Here is an 18,535-nt window from a genome sequence, read left to right on the forward strand (position 1 = left end):
TGAAAAGAGGTGATTGTTTTGAGAGAAACTCATGGAAGTGTAGATATAGGTTTGATTATTGGATTATTCTCACTTGTGCTGATTGGTAGCCTTGCATACCTCTTTCCTACCGCTAAGATTCCCGATCCAGGTGGTAAGTACGAAGTCGGAGTCGAGATTATTGAGCTGGATGATAACAGCAGGATCGATCCATTTTCCGACGGAGAAATGATCCGCAGGCTTGTGATTGATATATGGTATCCCTCGGATGATACATCGGGTAAGAGAAGAAGCCCATGGTTCAGGAGCCATTCGCTTTTTGTGAACAGCCTGGCCGATAATTATAATCTTCCACCCATGCTGTTTCAGCATTTGAGAGCCGTCAAAACTAATTCATTTATTGGCGCGGCTCCTTCGGCCAATGCAAATAATCTACCGGTAGTAATCTTATCTCCAGGGATGCCGGCTATAGTTCCCTTATATTTTTCATTTGCGGAGTATTTGGCTAGCAGAGGTTTTGTCGTGGTAGGTATTGAGCATCCGTATGCCGCATCAGTCGTGGAATTTTCCGACGGCAGTCAGTTTCACTTCAACAAAGATAGAGTGCTCGATCTTCCTGGAGTTGAGACGTTTGAAGAAGGTGCTAGGCTTTCAATGGAGTTGATGGCCGATGATCTGTCTTTTGTAATAGACAGTTTGTCTAAATTGAACGAAAGTGGACATCAGCTGGCGGGTATATTTGATCTTGACAGAGTTGCTGCATTTGGTCACTCTGGAGGTGGCGGAGTTGTTCACTTCGCATCAAATGATGACAGTCGAATAAAGGCTTTGCTTTCATACGATCCAGCGCTTTTCATGCTCAATGATAATGAGATTGAAGAGGGTATTGGAATACCTTCACTTATTATTGAAACCGATGAGTGGAAATTCCGAGAAGAATCGGGAAGGATATCGGATCTGATTGAAAGCAGCGTTTTTCCTCCCTTACATATAAAGATCTCTGAAGCCAGACACCCGGATTTTGCAATGCTAGATCATCTGTCGCCGTTAGCTCATTTTCTTGACTTCACTGGTAGTTTTATGAAGAGCGGTGGCGAATATTATCTCTACGACATTATTCAAAGCTTCCTCGAATATACATTTGGCAATTTGAGTGAAAGTGAATTACTGTCGAGACTTCTTCAAAGGGATGATGTGAGAGTATTCAAGGGGATCCATGAGATCCCTAGGTAATGTTTTCCTCTTTTAGCATCAAAGGTACGACTGAAATAGTGATTGCTGTATTCACTATCGTGCCCGTTGAGAGCATTCTGCTTAGAAAGAGAGAAGTCTCAGCGGCACGTTATTTGAGAGCCAAATTCCGTCGAAGAGTCAACTGTGTCCAAAAGAATTGCGGGACATAATTTTGCGTTTATTTCAAAAAACTTATATTGTACTGGATCATTTGCGTAGTTAATTGAGGAGTCAAGCATTGGGCAAGGAGAGCTTCGGGCAATGTCAGGAGGTAGTTCCTCTTCTATTATGTTCCGCTTAGCTTTGATTCACGATCTCGGGGTCGATGACAACCGTCACTTTTCTTAGATTCACTCCCTGACAGGAGGTTACAGATACTGCTAGGAGAAGTCTCGGGAAAGCTGGCAAAAGGCCTGGATTTTCGACTTCTCTCGAAGTCTTTACCAGAGGGCCTTTTCTTTCGTATAAGCTGAACAGATTGAGCATTATCTAAATTGAAAGAACGGAATGATATGAGAGATCTTCTGTGATTCTTTGGACATACAGTCTATATTTCCAATGAAAGACCATCATATGCGACAGCAATTCCGAAGCGGACGTAGAACCGTTCGAGTTCACCCTGCGTTGGATTAGGATAGTGGGAGAAGTGATGCGCGTAAATCTTGGTTGTGTCGTCCATTATTCCGTTTTTTCTCATTGTTTCCACTGTCGAGACCACCTGTTCTGCAGTTTGATGATATGGGAATGTGACCTCTTTCATGAATCCCAGAGTTGAGTCTATCGCTACCAGATCCAAAGGAGAGTCTAAGAAACTCTTTATCAATTTTAGTGAAAACTCATCTAAAGGACCTGTATCAGTGGCATAGAAGAAGGATTTACCCTTCTTCTTAATCAAAAATAACAGAGCCTGTTCACCTTCCTTCACTTTGTGGACAGCTGGAATAGGTATCACGCTATAATCGTTAAGCACAGTTTCTTTGTAAGCTTCTGCCATTAACAAAATAGTTTTGTCGGGATCAAAGTACACTGAATCCGAAATCAACGACAGAACAGTCGAATTCGCTAGCACACTCATCGGAGAAAGTCTTTCATACGAAGCATTGTATCTGTCCATTCTGTAACCAAAGTTAGGCAGATATAGATGGTCTGAATGAGAATGAGTTATTAGAAGGGTTCTGACATTGAAAAGTGTGCTCCCGGTCTTCTGAGCGCCGGCCATAATGTTTGGCCCAAAATCAATCAACAAGTCATCATTAACAAGAACGGCCGAGGTCAAACGGAAGTTGTCTGGACCGGCCTCTCTGACCTTTCTACAATTGTCGCAATCACAGAACACGTTGGGATGTCCCTCATAAGCTGCAGTTCCAAGAAATAGGACTCTCATTTTTCCCCTCCAAATGGATGATTGTTGAAAATTATCATTGTGGATAAGTAACAAAATGCCAATACAGATTGGGAATAGAAAACCTCATTCCCGGCAAAAAAAGCTTGCAATATAAACACTCTTATGGAATCATCTGGTTTTTCTTCGAATCAAAGGAGATTCTTTCCATAAGATTGGTCAAAGAAGACCCGCCAAAGGATCCCAGTATTTTGGCTACTCCATGTCCAGCATGGCCCTTCGAAATCGATCGGCTCAAAGAATAGGTTGAGCCTTACTTCATTACGCGATGGATTTCCTATTGGTCGTTGTATTCACAGATTCTCTGCCTTTCAAATCGTATCTATATAACCAGCACTGACCAACCGTCGGCAGCTGAACAAATAATCAGAGCGAAGCGTCTCTAAGAGACTCCTCGATTCGTCTATGCATAGTGACTAACCGATTTCATGGTAACTGGGGTTTTCAAAGAATCAAGTTCATACTTTAGGAGATTCATGCACTTCTTTCTATGTGGTTGAAACCAAAACTCATTTTGATGAAACTTTCTGTCCCTCCGGCCATATACCATGACATTTCATAAGCAGATTTCGCTTGACATCTCGCAAAGCAAAGTGCATCTCAGATCTTCAGCGGGACACGATCCTGTTCTTTCCTGTGTTCTTTGCTTCATACATCAGAGTATCCACTTCAAGCAAGAGATCATTAACCGATTCATCACTCCATTCGGCAACTCCAATGCTAATAGTCACAGGTATTTCGTTAGTTCTCTTGAGTGACTCACTTATTCTCTGCGCAGTGGAAAAAGCTCCCTCAACTCCTGTTGAAGGAAGCAAAATAACGAATTCCTCTCCCCCATACCGAAAGGCGTAATCAATCTTCCTGATACTGGATATAATAAGCGAGGAAAGAGATTCGAGAATTCCATCACCCTTCTGATGACCGAAAGTATCATTGATGACTTTAAAATCATCAATATCCAGCATGATTATGGATAGCCTGTTGCCATATCTCTTGGCTCTATTGATCTCGTACTCAACTATTTCAAACATCTTCTTTTGATTCATCAGCCCAGTCAGCGAATCGGTTTCAGCCCTTTCCTTCAACAACTGATTTGCAGATGAAAGCTGACTTTGCATTTCTAATAGTTCTTCGTTCTTTTGGACTATCAATCTGTTCGCTTCATCGAGTTGTCGATTTCTCCTTGCCATACTTTCGATTTCTTTGAGTTTTTGCATCGTGGAGAAGGATGATTGCAACTTTGCGACCATTCTCGCTTCCTCTTCTTTGAAAATCTCTGCGTTCAGCTTAGATATTTCTCTATGGGTTTCCAGAGCTCCTTTAACGTCACCTACAATCTCCTGTATCTCCGAAATGACTGTAAGTCTCTGAAGAATCTCCGATTTGTTGCCTTTTGATTTGTGATATTCGAGAGAAGTGTTCAGGGACTCTAGGGCCGAACCTAATTCACCAACAGCTCTGTAATAGTTCGCCTCATAACGGCAGACTTCTGCAAGAGAAAACTCATCTTCAATCTCGTTGGCAACCTCTCTAGCTCTTTTCAGCAGAGAATGTGCTTCATCCTCTTTGCCCGTATATGTGTAAATATCAGCAAGATTCATGTAGCTGTTGGGTAGGTCGCTTTTGAGTGAGTTCTCTTCTTTGAGCTCAATGGCCTTCTCGATAAATACCGCTCCTGAACCATCACCTTTAATATTCTCAACTGCGATTCCCTTGTTGTTGAGATATTTGGCGAGAGAGTGATTGTCATTATTTCTCTGAGAGAGATCGATAGCTTTATCAATATATTCGAGAGAAGTCTCGAATTCTCCCATTTTGAGGTATACGCCGGCAATGTTGTTATAGATCATAGGCAATCGTGAATCATCCCCAAGCTCATCAAAGACAGATATCGCGCTGGCAGCATACTCCAGAGCCTTCGAAAACTCGCCTGATTGACAGCTAATTCTTATCATTGAATTATAGACAAAGCCAAGTTCAGAACTGCATTGATTTCCGATTTTTTCCAACTCTCTGCCAACAATTTCAAAAGCAATCTGGGTTTCTCCAGAATCAACGAGGGATCTCTGAATCCTTTTGAGAAACGAAATTCTCGAATCAAACTCCGATTCATCTTTGGACAGATATTCTTCATACAAGTCTGCAAAACTCTTTTCCTGTTTTATATGATCCATCTCATCCACCCTTTTCAAGAAGTAGCCTGGCTTGTTTCCAATCTGTCCTTTCCCTTTGTTTTGGCTTCATAGAGTAGCTTATCCACAACGGCAATGTATTTGTCTGCCGACTCGCCATTCCACTCTCTAGCACCTGCACTGAATGAAACCGTTATCTCCAGTTCTTCCCGAAAGGATTCCTTCAACCTTGAATAGACTTCGGTTGCCTTGTCTAGATCAGCTAACGGCAGCAGAACGAGGAACTCTTCTCCTCCATACCTGAAGGCAAAATCATTTTTTCTAATAGAAGACTTGATGATTCTTCCAATTTCCGAAAGAACCTCGTCACCCTTTAGATGACCGTATGAGTCGTTCACGAATTTGAAGTTGTCCAGATCGATCATTATCATCGTAAGAGGAGTGCCGTATCTCTCTGCTCTTGCGATTTCGTTTTCCACTGTAGTCCGCATCTTTCTATGGTTAAGCAAACCGGTTAGCGAATCGGTTTCGGCCTGCCTTTCGAGAAGCTTATTGGTTTTCTCAAGCCTGCGTTTCATGTCATGCAGTTCGTTGTTCTTCTCTGATATTTCTTCATTTACTCTTCTGAGTTCACTGTTCTGCTCAAGAAGAGAGTGCATTTCTCTGAGGTTTTCTCTTGCTTCAAAAGATGACTCGAGTTGTGCTAATGAACGCGCTTGTTCTTCTTTGAATATTGTACGATTCAGTTCCGTTATCAGTTTGAATGTTTGCAAAGCTTCATTCGCATTACCCATTAACTCATGTATTGAAGAGATCTCATTCAGTATGTCTAGCAGCTCCGTATTGTTTCCGTTTTTTTGGTGATACTCGCTTACTCCTGTCAACAGCTCCAGTGCTGAGAAGAGCTCACCTTCGGCCTTCAAAAAGCGTGCCCTGTACTTCATTGTCTCTGTCAGAGCTCGCTCATCCCCGTTTTCCCTTGCCATAGTAGTTGCTCTTTGGAGTAATTCAGAGGCCTCTTTCTTCTTTCCCGAATTGTAATAGAGCTCTGCCAGATTCAAATAGCTGTTGGGCAATTCATCCTTCATGTTGTTCTTCTCTTTGATTAAAATCGCTTCTTCAAGATACGGAATGCCGGATTTATCAGTTTCCGAGTTCTCAAGAATCACCGCAATATTGTTCAAACAACAGGCTGTATTAGTCTCGTCACCATTTTTTCTGGCCATTTGCAGCGCTTTGTTCGCATTCGAAAAAGCCTTATCATACTCTTTCATTTTGAAGTAGATCCCTGAGGTGTTAATCAAGACTCTGGTTAGCAATCCCTCTTCCTCTTTTTCTCTGCAGATTGTCTGAGCCCTTCTGGAATACTCGACTGCGCCCGCGAAATCTCCTACAAGCGCACTCAGTTTAATCATGGAGTTCAAAAGCACTGCCATTTCCAAAGAATCACAATTATCGAATCTTCTTATCTCCCTTTCAACGATTCCGTGGGCGGCAAGTGTATTTCCCTGGTGATTAAGGCTGGAGATAGCTTTATTCAGATAAGTTATCTTTAGGGAAAGATCGCTTTCTGGCACCGACATGTATTCCGTCAGCAACTCAACAACTCTATCTTTGATTTCCGTATTGTCTTCCATCACTGTCTCCATTTCTTGTATTTCTCTGGATTTAAGTGCTTCTAATTATTCACGAGATAGAGCTAAAGCGCCTCCCTGAATATGGTAAGTGGAAGCTTAATCAAGGAATTAAGTCCGCATCTTTGTGATCATCATCATTCCAATATACCGTGATCACTTCGAAATTATCAAGCCTCTTTTCCAGTATAACCGTCATTTCATCGTCCGACACTTTCAGTCTGTTGTAGTTTGCTATCTGTACCCTTATGCCTTCTTCAAGGACTCTAATTACCCTATCCGTTTCGATTCCTCTTTCATCCATTCTTTGAACGGCATGCTGACTGAAAGAGATTTCCCGTTCCTCTTCTCTCTTTGCTACTTCATCTTTCTCGCTTAAACCTTTTATGAGAAATGCAACAACTACAACCGCAATAATCACCGCTAAGGTGAAGAACATATCTGCCTCCAAGATGTTCTGCTCTGTGGTTTTTAGATCTAGTCGCTTTCCCCAATCTTTAGAAGTATGTCATCCATTATATACGGATCCTCCTTACTACCGCCTCCGAAATGGTAGCTTTTAGGTTCCGGATAGATGTCCCGGTAAACGGCTTCGATACCATCGAAATCCCAGGTTGTTATGTATACTTTGAATCCATTTAGGCTTTCTGGTCTCCCGATGGTTTCACCGGGAATCCTTAGTACTACCTCGCTCTTCATCTTATTTGTCTGTACAAGAGGAGTTGGAGATATTGCTGTGCCGAATGACTTGGGGCCGCTTCCTTCTGCAGAATACGCAACAATCGACCAACCGTTTGCAAAAATGAAATAATCCCAGTCAAGTCCTGCTGGCATAGTTGCATTCAAGAAAGGTAGGACCGTTGAGCCGGTTTTGTGGGGATCATCGATGAATATCTGGAAAGTGACATGATCGAATCCGTTTTGTGGTCCCCACGTGTCAGTCAAGTCCTTGATTCTCATGTTAAGAGAAAGCGATGCTCCTATCTGTCTCAATTCAACTCCCAACAGGTCCATCTGATTCTTGAAAGAGATATCCGTTGGATACTCGTATCTTCCCTCCGGTCCTTTGTCGTCTCCTTCTGGATCGGAAAGCGAAGACAAGAGCAATTCCGGTATGTCGAGGACAACTGTATAGTCTTCACTGTAAATTGACTCCCTTTTCGTTCTTCCGTAAACTTTAAAGAGAATCGAGTGAATTCCAGGATCGAACTTCGATATGTCCCACTCGTAAGACCACTGTCCATCTTCGATTTCTATATCTTCGGCCTCCTCAATCCTTGCATCAAAGATTATCCTTGCAGAAGAAGCTCCTGAGGCAGTTCCTGTGATCGTATATGTCGAAGCAATCTTCTGAGCATATTCTAGATTGGCAATGAACTGGATTTCGGGGGATTCAACCGACTGATATTCCTCTGAAGCCACGCCAACATATACTGAGCGGGGATTCATTGTCATTAGGAGTTTTCCGTCCTCATCTACCGGATAACTTTTCGAAAGTGAGTTGAAGGTGTAAATTGGCTTGATTACCTGACCCTCAGCCAAGCCTGACTCCATGTTTGCTAGAATCCGCCGCTCACCAGCGGTATTCATTATGACGTAGATTTTTTCGTTGTCATGCTCCAGGCTGTAAGCAAAGATCCCCGGCCCGTTGGGATCTGATTTCAGGACTTCAACTCTTCCGTATCTTAATGCAGGATGCTCAAGCCTGAGTTTGGCCAAATCGCTCGTGTACTTATACAACTCAGATTGCGTTTCAAAGTGGTTCAGTCCGCCAGATTGGAAGCCGTCTTCAAACATTGCCGCTCTTGTTTCAACGAAGCCCTGTTCCGTACCGTAATATACAACTGGTATCCCAGGAACAGTGAAGATGAAGGCCAGCGCCTGCTTGAGGCTTGCTAATCCCGCTCCCTTAAGAAACCTCTCCATATCATGATTATCTATGAAGGTTAAGAGTCTAGTATGGTCGAAATAACTCTGCCTTGTCTCGAGTCTGTACCCTAAATTGGCAGTAGGTTTTCCCTCCTTGAGAACACTTCGGAGCTCAATATTCAGAGGAAAATCGAGCATTGCATTCATGCCAGATTCGAAGAACTCCCCAATAACTCTTTCTCCAGTGTCTTCAAATGGGTCGCTTCTTACCCAGGCTTCACCAAATGTCAGGAAGTTCAATTTGCCGTTCTTGCTGGCGATTTCGTAAACACCTGACTCTCCATTCAAGAATTCCCTCCAGAATTCGTGGGGCACGTAGATCACGGTGTCTATTCTGAATCCATCGATGTCAGCCTCATCTATCCAGAAAGTATAAGAATCCTTCAACGCAGAGATTACTGAAGGGTTTTCCGTGTTCAAGTCATCGAGTCCCGACATCTGATAGTTGAACTTCTGATCCTGGTCGTTGAAATTTGATATGTCAGGTGTCCAGTGATAAATGTTCTCGTCTCTGTGCTCCACAAAATTGTTCAGAGAGAAAGGGTATTGCTCCGGAGAATCCGATGGAACGCTTCCCGAATTCATTTCAAATTCGCCGTCCACGAATCTAAAATAGTCACCCACGTGATTAGGAACTATATCCTGTATTACTAGCAGACCTTTCTCATGGGCTTTTTCTACCAGCTCCTTATATAGAGCTATGTCGCCGAAATGTTCATCGATCCTTTTGAAATCTCTCGCCCAGTAACCGTGGTAGCCACCGTAGTTGACCCAAGGATTCCACCACTGGTTGGCAACAGGAGGCGTAATCCAGATTGCAGTCGCACCGAGTCCTTTGATGTAATCTAGCTTATCGATTATTCCCTTCAAGTCCCCACCATTGTATCTTGAGTTATCACTACCAGCCTCTCCTAATCCCATGTCGTCGTTGGATGGGTCACCATTTGAAAACCGATCAATCATTAAAAAATAGACTACTTGATCCTCCCAGACAGCTGACGAAAGGCAGATTGGTGTTACGAAAAGCATTAATAGAAGAGCGATGAATACTTTCTTCATACACTTAACCTCCTGAGTATTAGATCAAAACGCTATCGAGAAATTCGCCAAGGCTCTTGACCCGGAGTCTGTGGTCTATATGTCTGTTGTACGGCCAGTCCATTATGTACGTATTGATCCCGTGATCAAGTAGGTTCTCTATGTGATGGGGGGCGTCGTCGACCGCGAATTCAATGCCAAGTACTTCGCATAGTTCGCCCTTTCTTGAACTGACTATTACCGAAACTGGTTGACCAATCTCTTCCTGAATCCATCTTTGAGATTGGGTCTGAACATTTCTCCCTTTGGTGGGAAAGCGAGAAGTAATGAAATAGACCTCATGCTGACCTTCGCCTATTAGTTCTCCTAATCTCCTAAGATCCTCATCGTTTGCGTATGAAGGTAGTGATTCGTAAAAGTTTGGTGTGTTTCTAATCCTTTCCCAGACCCTTTCTTCCATTTCAAGCGTCAAGTTGGGCACGCTTTTCCAGAAATCCCAGATCTTGACTTCGACTTCTATCGGTACTTCATCATACATTTCATGGGCAATTCTAAGAAATGCAAGATTGAAGTTTGTGAGAATATCATCTATGTCTATCATGATTTTCATCGCTTCACCTCCGCATAGAAAAAGTATATATCATTCAAGTGTCTGTTCTAGTAATCACCAAAGTACTCTTGCAACTCTAATCGTCAATACCTGCCGTTAATTTGTTTCCGTTCATTCTGGATTCACCAAGCTTTGTCACCAAATGACGTTTGTGGGATAATCAAGACAAGGTCTTCTCTCAAGGAGGAAGAAGAATGTTCGAACTCAAGGAAGTCGCACTGATATATGAAACAAAGAAACAAGCTCTGGCAGCGCTAAAATCAACAAACCTAATTATAGAACAAGGAGAAGAGGTAGGAGTTTTCGGCCCTTCCGGTTCAGGAAAGTCTTCCCTTCTCTTCATCATGAGTACTCTGAAAGAGCCAAGTCGCGGCGAAGTTAAATATGAAGGTAAGGAAATTACCGCTCTTACTCCATCGGCGAAGGCGGAACTAAGGCGGAAGGAGTTTGGTTTTGTCTTTCAGGAACACTTCTTGATTAATCATTTAACTGTGAGAGAAAACATCCTGGTTCCTATAAGAGATAAACGAGGAATCAAAAGGAGAGTCGAGGAGATTACTACTGCGCTTGGACTTGAAGACTTGCTGAAGAGGTTTCCTTATGAACTCTCAGTGGGGCAGAGCCAAAGGGTAGCTGTAGCGAGAGCTTTGATAGGAAATCCTAAGGTCGTTTTTGCCGATGAACCGACCGCTTCACTCGATGATGAAAACGGTCGAAAAGTAATCAACCTGTTGAGATCTTACTGCTCGAAATCAGGAGCGACTCTAGTCCTGGTCTCTCACTCAGCGGAAATTATCGCTGATTTTAAGAGAAGGATCAAAGTTGAAAACGGGCAGGTATACGAGGATACTGTGAATGCTTAAGTACATTTGGCTTTATTTCAGGAGAAGGCCCGGGAGAATTCTAGTCTTCATAATTGTTGTTGCTTTAGGAGTCGCTGTAAGTATCGTTTTGAGCTCGATATTTCTATCTTTTGGAGAGACCAGAAGCAGGATCTCGAAGATCAACGAAAACTGGATTACTGTGCAGTACCTTTCCGATACCGGTAGAAAAGAAGAGATCGATGACAGCCTCAAAGAGATTTTTGCAGACGTATCTGGCATTTCAGATGTGATCCAGGTAGATATCGCTTATCTTGGTTACAATCTTTTTGGAAGCGCGAGAGCGAATTTTCCTGTTTACGGAATAAAGCAAACCGACATTGCACGGATTTTGCAGGTGAGCCAGTCTTACATAGTCGACGGAAGGATTTTCTCCCCTAAAACAAATGAAATAATGGTTTCCGACTCGTTCTTAAAGGCCTCCGGAGTCGGCATAGGACTAGTATACGAGGAGATCTTCGAGACGGCGAGCACAGGGCTGTATAATGTTGTTGCTGCACTTAAAGGCCCTTCGGTTTTTGGAATCGGTCCGTCCGGGATTTCAGGAGGAAAAGGCGCTTATGGATTCATAGTGCTTTCGGAAAGAGGTTTTTCAATAGCGGTCGAAAGTGAGTTGAGGTCAAGAATAGCCGGTGAAGAACTCAAAGTAGGGGTTCAAGGTCCCATCTCTTCAAGAGAGAATATCGAAAGAAGTTATTCCGGTTATTACCTGGGAGTCCTCCTGTGCAATCTCTGCGTTGCTCTTGTGTTTATAATTGGACTTACAATGCTTAACTCGGTCAGCATTCGTGAAAGAAGAAAGGAATACGGTATTCTAGCGGCAATTGGCCATTCACCAGCGAGCCTCGGTGCGAGACTTTTCTTTGAATCCGTATACCAGTGTGCCGCCGGTTGGATTATTGGTCTCTTTGCGGGAAGGATTCTTGTTTCATATCTAGAGACTCGATTTTTCGAACCCAACGGTCTGTTTGTCGGCGATATCTTTGTCTCTACGATATGGACGCTAGTTATTCCAGCAGTAACTGTTGTATTCACTCAAGTTTTGATCGGGAGTCACCTGAGCCGGGATCTTGTGGGACTTCTAAAGAGCTCGGAAAAGAAGAAAGGGATACTAAAGAATAGATTTAAGAACATAAGTTTGCCATGGCTTCGATTTCCGCTGAGAAGCGACGGCTATAGATCCCTATTTGTAAACATAATAGTTTTTGCCCTTCTCGTTACGCTCTTCGGATCATTGCTTTCCTCGCTTACCGATACTATCCGCGATAGTGGTCGGTTCTTCGATAGTTGTTCTTATGTCCAAACTATGGAAAGTGGTGATATTGAACTGCCAGAAGAGATTGTTTCCCGATCCAGGGCTGTACTTCCCGCTTCACTTTTAAACCTAGATGTGAAGCTTATCTTTGGAACCACAGAGATCTTCATACCCGTTGTTTCATCGAAGGATTCAGAGCTTGTGCAGACACTTGTGGGAGATACTTCAGAAAACGCATTCTATGTCAGCAAGGGCCTGTTCGATCTAATAAATAGCGGAGAGGTTAACGGCTATGGCAATTCTTCACCGGTTGTGCTTCCGTCCCTTTACGGTCTCTCCGGCATCGTTGTGGAACAAGAAGTCGCTGCCGAGGGGCTATTGATTTTTCACGCTGGAGATGATCTGGTTGAGGAAATCAGGTTATTTGCCTCTGAAGCCGGTGTAGCTGAGGTTGTAGATCGTCGCTCATTCGAAACTAAGATTCTCAAGGAGAGTCAGTTCATGAATCTCATAACCTCGATTATCATATATCTTCAATTCTTCGTAGTTGTCATTATTGCTGTTGTCACCGTCACAAGGATAGTTCTGGGAAGACGAAGAGAGCTCGCTATTAGAAACATTATTGGTCAGGGAAGGGGTGAAATAGCTCTGCTGCTTTTTGGGGAGTTGATTTTAGTGCTATTTTCAGGAGCCACAATCGGGTTTATCCTGGGAACAATGAGCTGGAGTATATTTAAGGCATTTTTCCTGTCTGGAGTGTACATTTCATCATTCGTGGCAGCTAAGGTTTTTCTTAAAATCTTTATAATGATACTAATTGTCTTGTTTTCTGGTCTTGCGATGGAAAGGTATCTGATATCCAAGCAGGATCCTTTGTCGATTATCGAAAGATAGGTGTAGAAATGAGGTTTAGAGAACTGGTTAGCCCACCCGATGCTTATGAGACAGGTCCGTTGAACAAGATTACTGATCTTGAGGGAATAGAGGTAGGACATTTCACTTTGATTGAAGACGCGCCAAGATGTTTGCGTACCGGCATAAGCATCGTAAGGATTTCTGGGGTATATGGATCTCCGATTCCAGCGGCGTGCAGCGTTTTCAACGGTTATGGGAAATCGATGGGCCTTGTGCAGATAGAGGAGCTCGGGACTGTAGAGAGTGACATCTTTCTCACAAATACTCTGTCGATAGGGGCTGTTCAGCAGGGAGCAGCGAAACTAGCACTTGAAGACAATCCTGAAATGACATCTTTAAATGTTGTTGTAATGGAGTGCAACGATGGGTACCTCAGTGATATTCGCTCATTATCTATCAGAGAAGAGATGGTATCTAAAGCTGTAATGGATGCAAGAAAAGACTTTGCTCTTGGTAGTTGCGGAGCAGGAACTGGAATGATCTGTTTCGGGTATAAAGGGGGAATAGGATCTTCATCCAGGATTATTGAATTCGATGGGAGGAAGTACACCGTCGGGGCGATTGTTCTTTCGAATTTCGGGAGGTCTTCCGATCTTAGAATACCTTCGCTAGAGTTGTCTAACGACAGTGGTAGTTCAGCTCAAGGTGCCGGATCCCTGATCATGATTCTTGGCACCGACCTTCCCTTGATGCCCCATCAGTTGAAGCGGGTCTCGCGACATATGAGTCTTGCCATAGGCTTGCTTGGGGCTCCCGGACATCACGGAAGCGGTGATATCTCTCTTGCTTTCAGTACTGCGAGGGAGTACTCTTTGAGGGATCAGCGATTGATGAAAAATGAGAATACGATTAGCGAGATATTCAGGGCATCCGCATGGGCCTGCGTTGAGGCCATAGTTGATTCGATGCTTTCTTCCGACAGTATGACTGGCTTCAAAGGATCGGTCAAATCTTTGAAGAGCGCAGTGATTCGCAAACCTTGAAATTAATCTAGTTGAAGTCTGTCGAACACTTTGCGCGGTAACCTATTGATGCTAAGATTGAATATTCATTTATCGGGAGATGAAAATGAATGTTTAAAACTCGAGACCTAAAGTCGAATGAAGTTCTGGAGAAGCGTTCGGCAAGATTAGTTTAATGAATATCGATGGCTACCGTGATTTCTTATCGCTTTTAAGGAACGGAATTATTCTGTGCGAGTTGACATTCGAGGGACGCTGCAAAGTGATCGATGCAAATCCAGCTGCGCTTGAAACTGAAGGTCTTACGAGAGAAGCTGCCATTGGAATGGACCTTGAACACTTGTTTCCTCCGGCCCGGGAATTCAGTGTAATGGACGGCGTTCGTAGAGTAAGCGAAACGGGCATTCCACTTCACATTGGATCGAAACATAATCCAGAAACAAGAAGCGAGATTTGGAGAGATGTATCGATTTCCAGACTTTCTTCAAATGTTATCGCCATTGTCTACAATGACTTTGACGAATCATCTGAAGCGAGGAAGGACCTGAAGAAGAGCAAATTAGAGCTAGATAGGCTGTTTTCAAACCTTCCCGGGATTGCCTTCCGATGCAAGAACGACAAAGACTGGACTATGGAAGTTCTCAGTGGGGGATTGGTTGATCTTGCAGGCTATAGACCGGAAGAAATAATTGGAAACAAAAAACTGTCGTATGCGGATCTCATCTTTTCGGAAGACAGGGAGAAAGTCTGGAAAAGCGTACAGGAGTCTTTTACCAGAGACGATCATTATGAGATTGAGTATAGAATAGTAACCAAGTCAGGCATTGTCAAACACGTACTGGAAAGGGGAAAAGTAATCAAAAACCCAGGTGAAGATCAGTCGTTCGTAGAGGGTTTCATCTCCGATATAACGGATCTTAAGGCTGCAAAGATCGAGATCGAAGAAAGCAAAGAAAGACTCGAAAACACTTTCAAGAGTACTGTAAATGCTCTTTCGAAGATCACTGAAATCAGAGATCCTTATACCTCTGGTCATCAAAGAAGAGTCGGACTCCTCGCTGAAGCCGTATCTAGAAAAATGGGACTTGAGAGAAAGCTTTGCGAAAACATCAGAATAAGCGGGCTCCTCCATGACATTGGTAAGCTTTGGATCCCTTCAGAGATTCTAAGTAAGCCAGGTAAACTCAATAAGATAGAAATGGAAATGATCAAGGAGCATCCACGGCTTGGTAGTGAAGTATTAAAGGAGATCGAGTTCGGTTTCCCGATTGCAGAATATGTTATCCAACACCACGAAAGAATGGACGGTTCCGGTTATCCAAACCGATTGAAAGGTGAAGAAATATCTCTACCGGCAAGAATAATTGCCGTTTCAGATGTTGTGGAAGCAATTTCATCACATAGACCATACAGGCCTGCTCTTGGACTGAACGTCGCAATAGAGGAAATCACATCCGGAGCAAGAACTCTTTACGATCCTTCCGTTACAAGGGCTTGTGTTGATCTTCTGAAAAATGGTTTTTCCTTCTAGTAGATTACTGGGAGGGGATAGCCTCTATGATGTTTCTCTTTATAGAAAACAGGGGAATCCTTCTCCCTGTGACGAGAACCTGATACGTCCTTCCCACTTCCAGCATCCTGAAGACCTTAGACGCAGCATAAAAGCCCTGGCTTTCTGCGTTTCTCACAGTGAATTCCTCACCTGACTCGGAGATTATTCTGTAGTCGGAATTTCCCGCGCTTGAATTGTCTATCTTTTTTATGACGGTAATCTCAGTCATCATTACCGCTTTGTCACCCCAGGTAAAGACCATAAAGAAGGCAAGCGCCACCAGTATTGTACCGAGTACTACAAAGACCTCTCCAGAAATATCTTTGAGTCTTCCTTTCAAACGAATCACTCTCCAACTTGCTACGTCTAAACTCTTTCGATTTTCCAGGCTGCTTTCCTGAGTCTATTCATTATTGCGAGACCGACTCCCGTTTCCGGGAAAGGCTCCGCTATAATTTGAGAGAAGCTCATGTTCTCCTTATCTCTGAGCTCTTTGAAGAGATTTGATGCGACTTCGAGAAGGTTACTTCTCGAACCGAGAACCACCTTCTTTACTTGAACGGGATAATAGTCCCGGAGCTCTTCGGAACAGAGCACAAGTGAGCTCTTCCTTCCGGCGATGATCCCCACTTTGCTGACAACCAAGCCCAACTCGCCTTCCACAAGTATCAAAGGAATGTCAGGTGAGTAGTGACGATACTTCAAGCCAGGAGACAAAGGATCACCGAGATACTGCTCCCGGCCAGACGCAAAGCCCGGTATTTGTAGATCTGGAAGCACACCTTTGAGCTGATCTGGATCTATCGGCCCGGGTCTCAAAAGAACAGGTCTTTCCCTCGAAAGATCTATGATAGTCGATTCTAGACCGAAGACTGTCGACCCCGAAAGGATAATACAGCTGACTCTCCCATCCATGTCTTCTACTACATGTTCTTCCCTGGTTGGACTGGGCTTTCCCGACAAGTTGGCGCTGGGAGCAGCAACTGGGACACAAGAAAGCTCGATAAGCTTAGAAGCTACCGGATGAGACGGAAACCTGATGGCGACCGTGTCAAGCCCAGCCGTTACCGAGTCAGGGATTCTTTTTCTCTTCCTGAAAATGAGAGTTACGGGGCCTGGCCAAACAGTGTCCATCAAAGCTGAATACTCACTGAGATTCTGCGAAACAAGATCGGCGACCATTTCACGACTGGAAACATGAACAATCAGCGGATTGTCCTGCGGTCTTCCCTTTGCATGATAGATTTTCGAAATTGCAGATTCATCTAGGGCGTTGGCGCCCAACCCGTATACCGTCTCCGTTGGGAAGACAACCAACTCACCGTCCCTGATAAATCTCGCTGCTTTTTTCAGTCTGAACTCATCCGGTTCCTCTGAATTTACTCTCAAATAAACTGTATTCATTCATCCTCCGTGATTCAAAAGAACTTGCTGATGAACTTCCAGAGCCACAGTATTCCCGTAATGCATACACTGACAACAAACCCCGAAGTGATTGGGAACCAGAACTCAAAACCATCCCGGCTTACATGAATATCTCCCGGAAGCCTTCCCAGACTGAGACCTGCCTTCCGGAAAATAAATAGGAGCAAAGCAATCGCCAGGCACAACAAGCCCACTTTCACCAGGAGTTTCTCAAAAGCCTCCGGACTTATCACACGATCACCTTCCTCATAAATTATAAACTATTTCTTTGAGGCAAAATGAAAGCGTTTTGCCGAAGGAATCGCTCTAGAGAAGAGCGCAGGATAGATTGATTGTTGGGGTGGGATCAAGAAACAATCAGAGAAAGTCAACCACTTTATTTCATCGCCCATGGGTTTCCCCCGTTTTCTTCCTGGTAGAGTCAACGTTATTGTCCTTTCAGCTTCGGTAGTTCAAGTTTCCCTGCTTGACAATGAATATTGTCACTGCTTCGTTTCATTTCGAATCTGCGGGTTATTTCAATCAAGTTTCATCATGAAGTCGGCTGCATCGGTTCTCTCTTGCCACCCCTGCTTCGCATAAAAGCCACGTCTATATGATTCTCTGTCTCTAATGTTTATCAGTCTGATACGACAGCAACCTCTTTCTCTCGCTTCATTTATGGCTCTTCTTAGAAGTTCACTGCCAAATCCCTTTCCTCGCCAGACAGTCTTCACAAAAAGCTCGCCAACGTACCCTTCCGGCTTACCCATGAAAAGGTAGGGCAAGAAATGGACGCTCGTGTACCCGGTTAACTCGCCACCTTCTTCCGAAATGAGAATCAGGTGATCATCTCTCTCGATACTCCATCTGATCATTTCCTTCACACTTTTCAGATAAATCTCTTCTTCAACATTCTTCATTTTGAACCATCCGATATCAACTAATACCTCGTGTAGACCGGGAGCATCTGTGTCTCTAATCTCTCTTATGATCATTCTGATCACGCCCTTTCATATTCAATTTCAAGCCCATTATTCCATAGACGATACTGCACAAACATTCAGTTAATCCTTGTGCGGAGAATCCATTTCATCATCTAAAGTCAAGAGCTAGTACTGTGAAGATCTTGAAGAGCGGAGAATTCGGGATTCTTTTCCAGCAAACTTCTTTCCGATGATTCTGAATCAAATATCTTGAAAAAGAGATTTCTTACGGATACTCATTTCTTCACTGCCCACTAATCGGGCCTTCTCTCTAGCCAAAAAACCTGAACGAAATCTTATCCAGGGTCGAGATCTTTTGTGAAGTAAGAACAAATCCAAATGATCGTAAAAGGCTTAATCAGCCTTATTTGAAAAGACTTGAGCCATCTAGCTTGTATTGACACGACCAGCGCACCATGATAGAATGAACTCTGTAGGGTGGAGAGATGGCCGAGAGGCCGAAGGCGCGTGCCTGCTAAGCACGTGAGGGTTTATACCCTCCGAGGGTTCGAATCCCTCTCTCTCCGCCATTATATTGTTTATGGGTGCCCGTAGCTCAGCTGGATAGAGCGCTAGACTGCGGATCTGGAGGCCGGGCGTTCAAATCGCCCCGGGCACGCCAT

The 18,535-nt window shown here is 43.8% G+C and carries 15 protein-coding genes and 2 tRNA genes; 7 read left to right on the forward strand and 10 right to left on the reverse strand.

From position 1 onward, the window contains the following. Window positions 1–9: 9 nt before the first annotated feature. Window positions 10–1,212, forward strand: a complete 1,203-nt coding sequence (locus THEBA_RS07885) for an alpha/beta hydrolase family protein (protein WP_236609124.1) — start codon at window positions 10–12, stop codon at window positions 1,210–1,212. Window positions 1,213–1,759: 547 nt separating this feature from the next. Here THEBA_RS07885 and THEBA_RS07895 read toward each other — a convergent pair. The 6 genes from THEBA_RS07895 to THEBA_RS07925 form a co-directional block, all read right to left on the reverse strand. Next, on the reverse strand, window positions 1,760–2,596 hold the full coding sequence (locus THEBA_RS07895; RefSeq protein ID WP_006487176.1) for an MBL fold metallo-hydrolase: 837 nt from the start codon (window positions 2,594–2,596) through the stop codon (window positions 1,760–1,762). Between the two features lie 626 nt (window positions 2,597–3,222). After that, the gene (locus tag THEBA_RS07905) at window positions 3,223–4,788 is read right to left on the reverse strand and encodes a tetratricopeptide repeat-containing diguanylate cyclase (RefSeq protein WP_014731144.1); all 1,566 of its coding nucleotides are present in this window, start codon (window positions 4,786–4,788) and stop codon (window positions 3,223–3,225) included. Window positions 4,789–4,802: 14 nt separating this feature from the next. Next, the gene (locus THEBA_RS07910) at window positions 4,803–6,383 is read right to left on the reverse strand and encodes a tetratricopeptide repeat-containing diguanylate cyclase (protein ID WP_014731145.1); all 1,581 of its coding nucleotides are present in this window, start codon (window positions 6,381–6,383) and stop codon (window positions 4,803–4,805) included. A 100-nt stretch (window positions 6,384–6,483) separates the two neighbouring features. Next, the gene (locus THEBA_RS07915) at window positions 6,484–6,819 is read right to left on the reverse strand and encodes a DUF4258 domain-containing protein (RefSeq protein ID WP_014731146.1); all 336 of its coding nucleotides are present in this window, start codon (window positions 6,817–6,819) and stop codon (window positions 6,484–6,486) included. Between the two features lie 38 nt (window positions 6,820–6,857). Further along, window positions 6,858–9,368 (reverse strand): alpha-amylase family glycosyl hydrolase, encoded by a 2,511-nt coding sequence (locus THEBA_RS07920; RefSeq protein WP_014731147.1) that lies wholly within the window; start codon window positions 9,366–9,368, stop codon window positions 6,858–6,860. A gap of 19 nt (window positions 9,369–9,387) precedes the next feature. Further along, on the reverse strand, window positions 9,388–9,957 hold the full coding sequence (locus tag THEBA_RS07925; protein ID WP_014731148.1) for a 5' nucleotidase, NT5C type: 570 nt from the start codon (window positions 9,955–9,957) through the stop codon (window positions 9,388–9,390). Between the two features lie 194 nt (window positions 9,958–10,151). On the opposite strand from THEBA_RS07925, the gene THEBA_RS07930 reads away from it, so the two are divergent. The 4 genes from THEBA_RS07930 to THEBA_RS07945 all read left to right on the forward strand — a co-directional run bounded on the left by THEBA_RS07930 (window position 10,152) and on the right by THEBA_RS07945 (window position 15,501). Then, entirely contained in the window at window positions 10,152–10,820 is a 669-nt protein-coding gene (locus THEBA_RS07930; RefSeq protein WP_014731149.1) for an ABC transporter ATP-binding protein, read from the forward strand. Beyond that, window positions 10,813–12,987 carry an ABC transporter permease gene (locus tag THEBA_RS07935; protein WP_014731150.1) on the forward strand — a complete coding sequence of 725 codons (2,175 nt, stop codon included), beginning with the start codon at window positions 10,813–10,815 and terminating at the stop codon, window positions 12,985–12,987. The genes THEBA_RS07930 and THEBA_RS07935 overlap by 8 nt, the downstream gene beginning before the upstream one ends. A gap of 8 nt (window positions 12,988–12,995) precedes the next feature. Continuing rightward, window positions 12,996–13,991, forward strand: a complete 996-nt coding sequence (locus THEBA_RS07940) for a P1 family peptidase (protein WP_014731151.1) — start codon at window positions 12,996–12,998, stop codon at window positions 13,989–13,991. Window positions 13,992–14,232: 241 nt separating this feature from the next. After that, window positions 14,233–15,501, forward strand: a complete 1,269-nt coding sequence (locus tag THEBA_RS07945; RefSeq protein ID WP_236609125.1) for an HD domain-containing phosphohydrolase — start codon at window positions 14,233–14,235, stop codon at window positions 15,499–15,501. 4 nt (window positions 15,502–15,505) lie between these two features. On the opposite strand, the gene THEBA_RS07950 is transcribed toward THEBA_RS07945, so the two are convergent. The 4 genes from THEBA_RS07950 to THEBA_RS07965 form a co-directional block, all read right to left on the reverse strand. After that, window positions 15,506–15,862 carry a hypothetical protein gene (locus tag THEBA_RS07950; RefSeq protein ID WP_014731153.1) on the reverse strand — a complete coding sequence of 119 codons (357 nt, stop codon included), beginning with the start codon at window positions 15,860–15,862 and terminating at the stop codon, window positions 15,506–15,508. Between the two features lie 26 nt (window positions 15,863–15,888). Further along, window positions 15,889–16,926, reverse strand: a complete 1,038-nt coding sequence (locus THEBA_RS07955; RefSeq protein WP_014731154.1) for an L-threonylcarbamoyladenylate synthase — start codon at window positions 16,924–16,926, stop codon at window positions 15,889–15,891. Window positions 16,927–16,940: 14 nt separating this feature from the next. Beyond that, the gene (locus THEBA_RS07960) at window positions 16,941–17,180 is read right to left on the reverse strand and encodes a DUF2905 domain-containing protein (RefSeq protein ID WP_014731155.1); all 240 of its coding nucleotides are present in this window, start codon (window positions 17,178–17,180) and stop codon (window positions 16,941–16,943) included. Window positions 17,181–17,465: 285 nt separating this feature from the next. Then, entirely contained in the window at window positions 17,466–17,849 is a 384-nt protein-coding gene (locus tag THEBA_RS07965) for a GNAT family N-acetyltransferase (protein WP_236609126.1), read from the reverse strand. Between the two features lie 503 nt (window positions 17,850–18,352). Here THEBA_RS07965 and THEBA_RS07970 point away from each other — a divergent pair. Next, window positions 18,353–18,442, forward strand: a tRNA-Ser gene (locus THEBA_RS07970). Between the two features lie 15 nt (window positions 18,443–18,457). Beyond that, window positions 18,458–18,534, forward strand: a tRNA-Arg gene (locus THEBA_RS07975). Window position 18,535: the final 1 nt, after the last annotated feature.

The organism is Mesotoga prima MesG1.Ag.4.2, assembly GCF_000147715.2.
GTDB classification, from domain to species: domain Bacteria; phylum Thermotogota; class Thermotogae; order Petrotogales; family Kosmotogaceae; genus Mesotoga; species Mesotoga prima.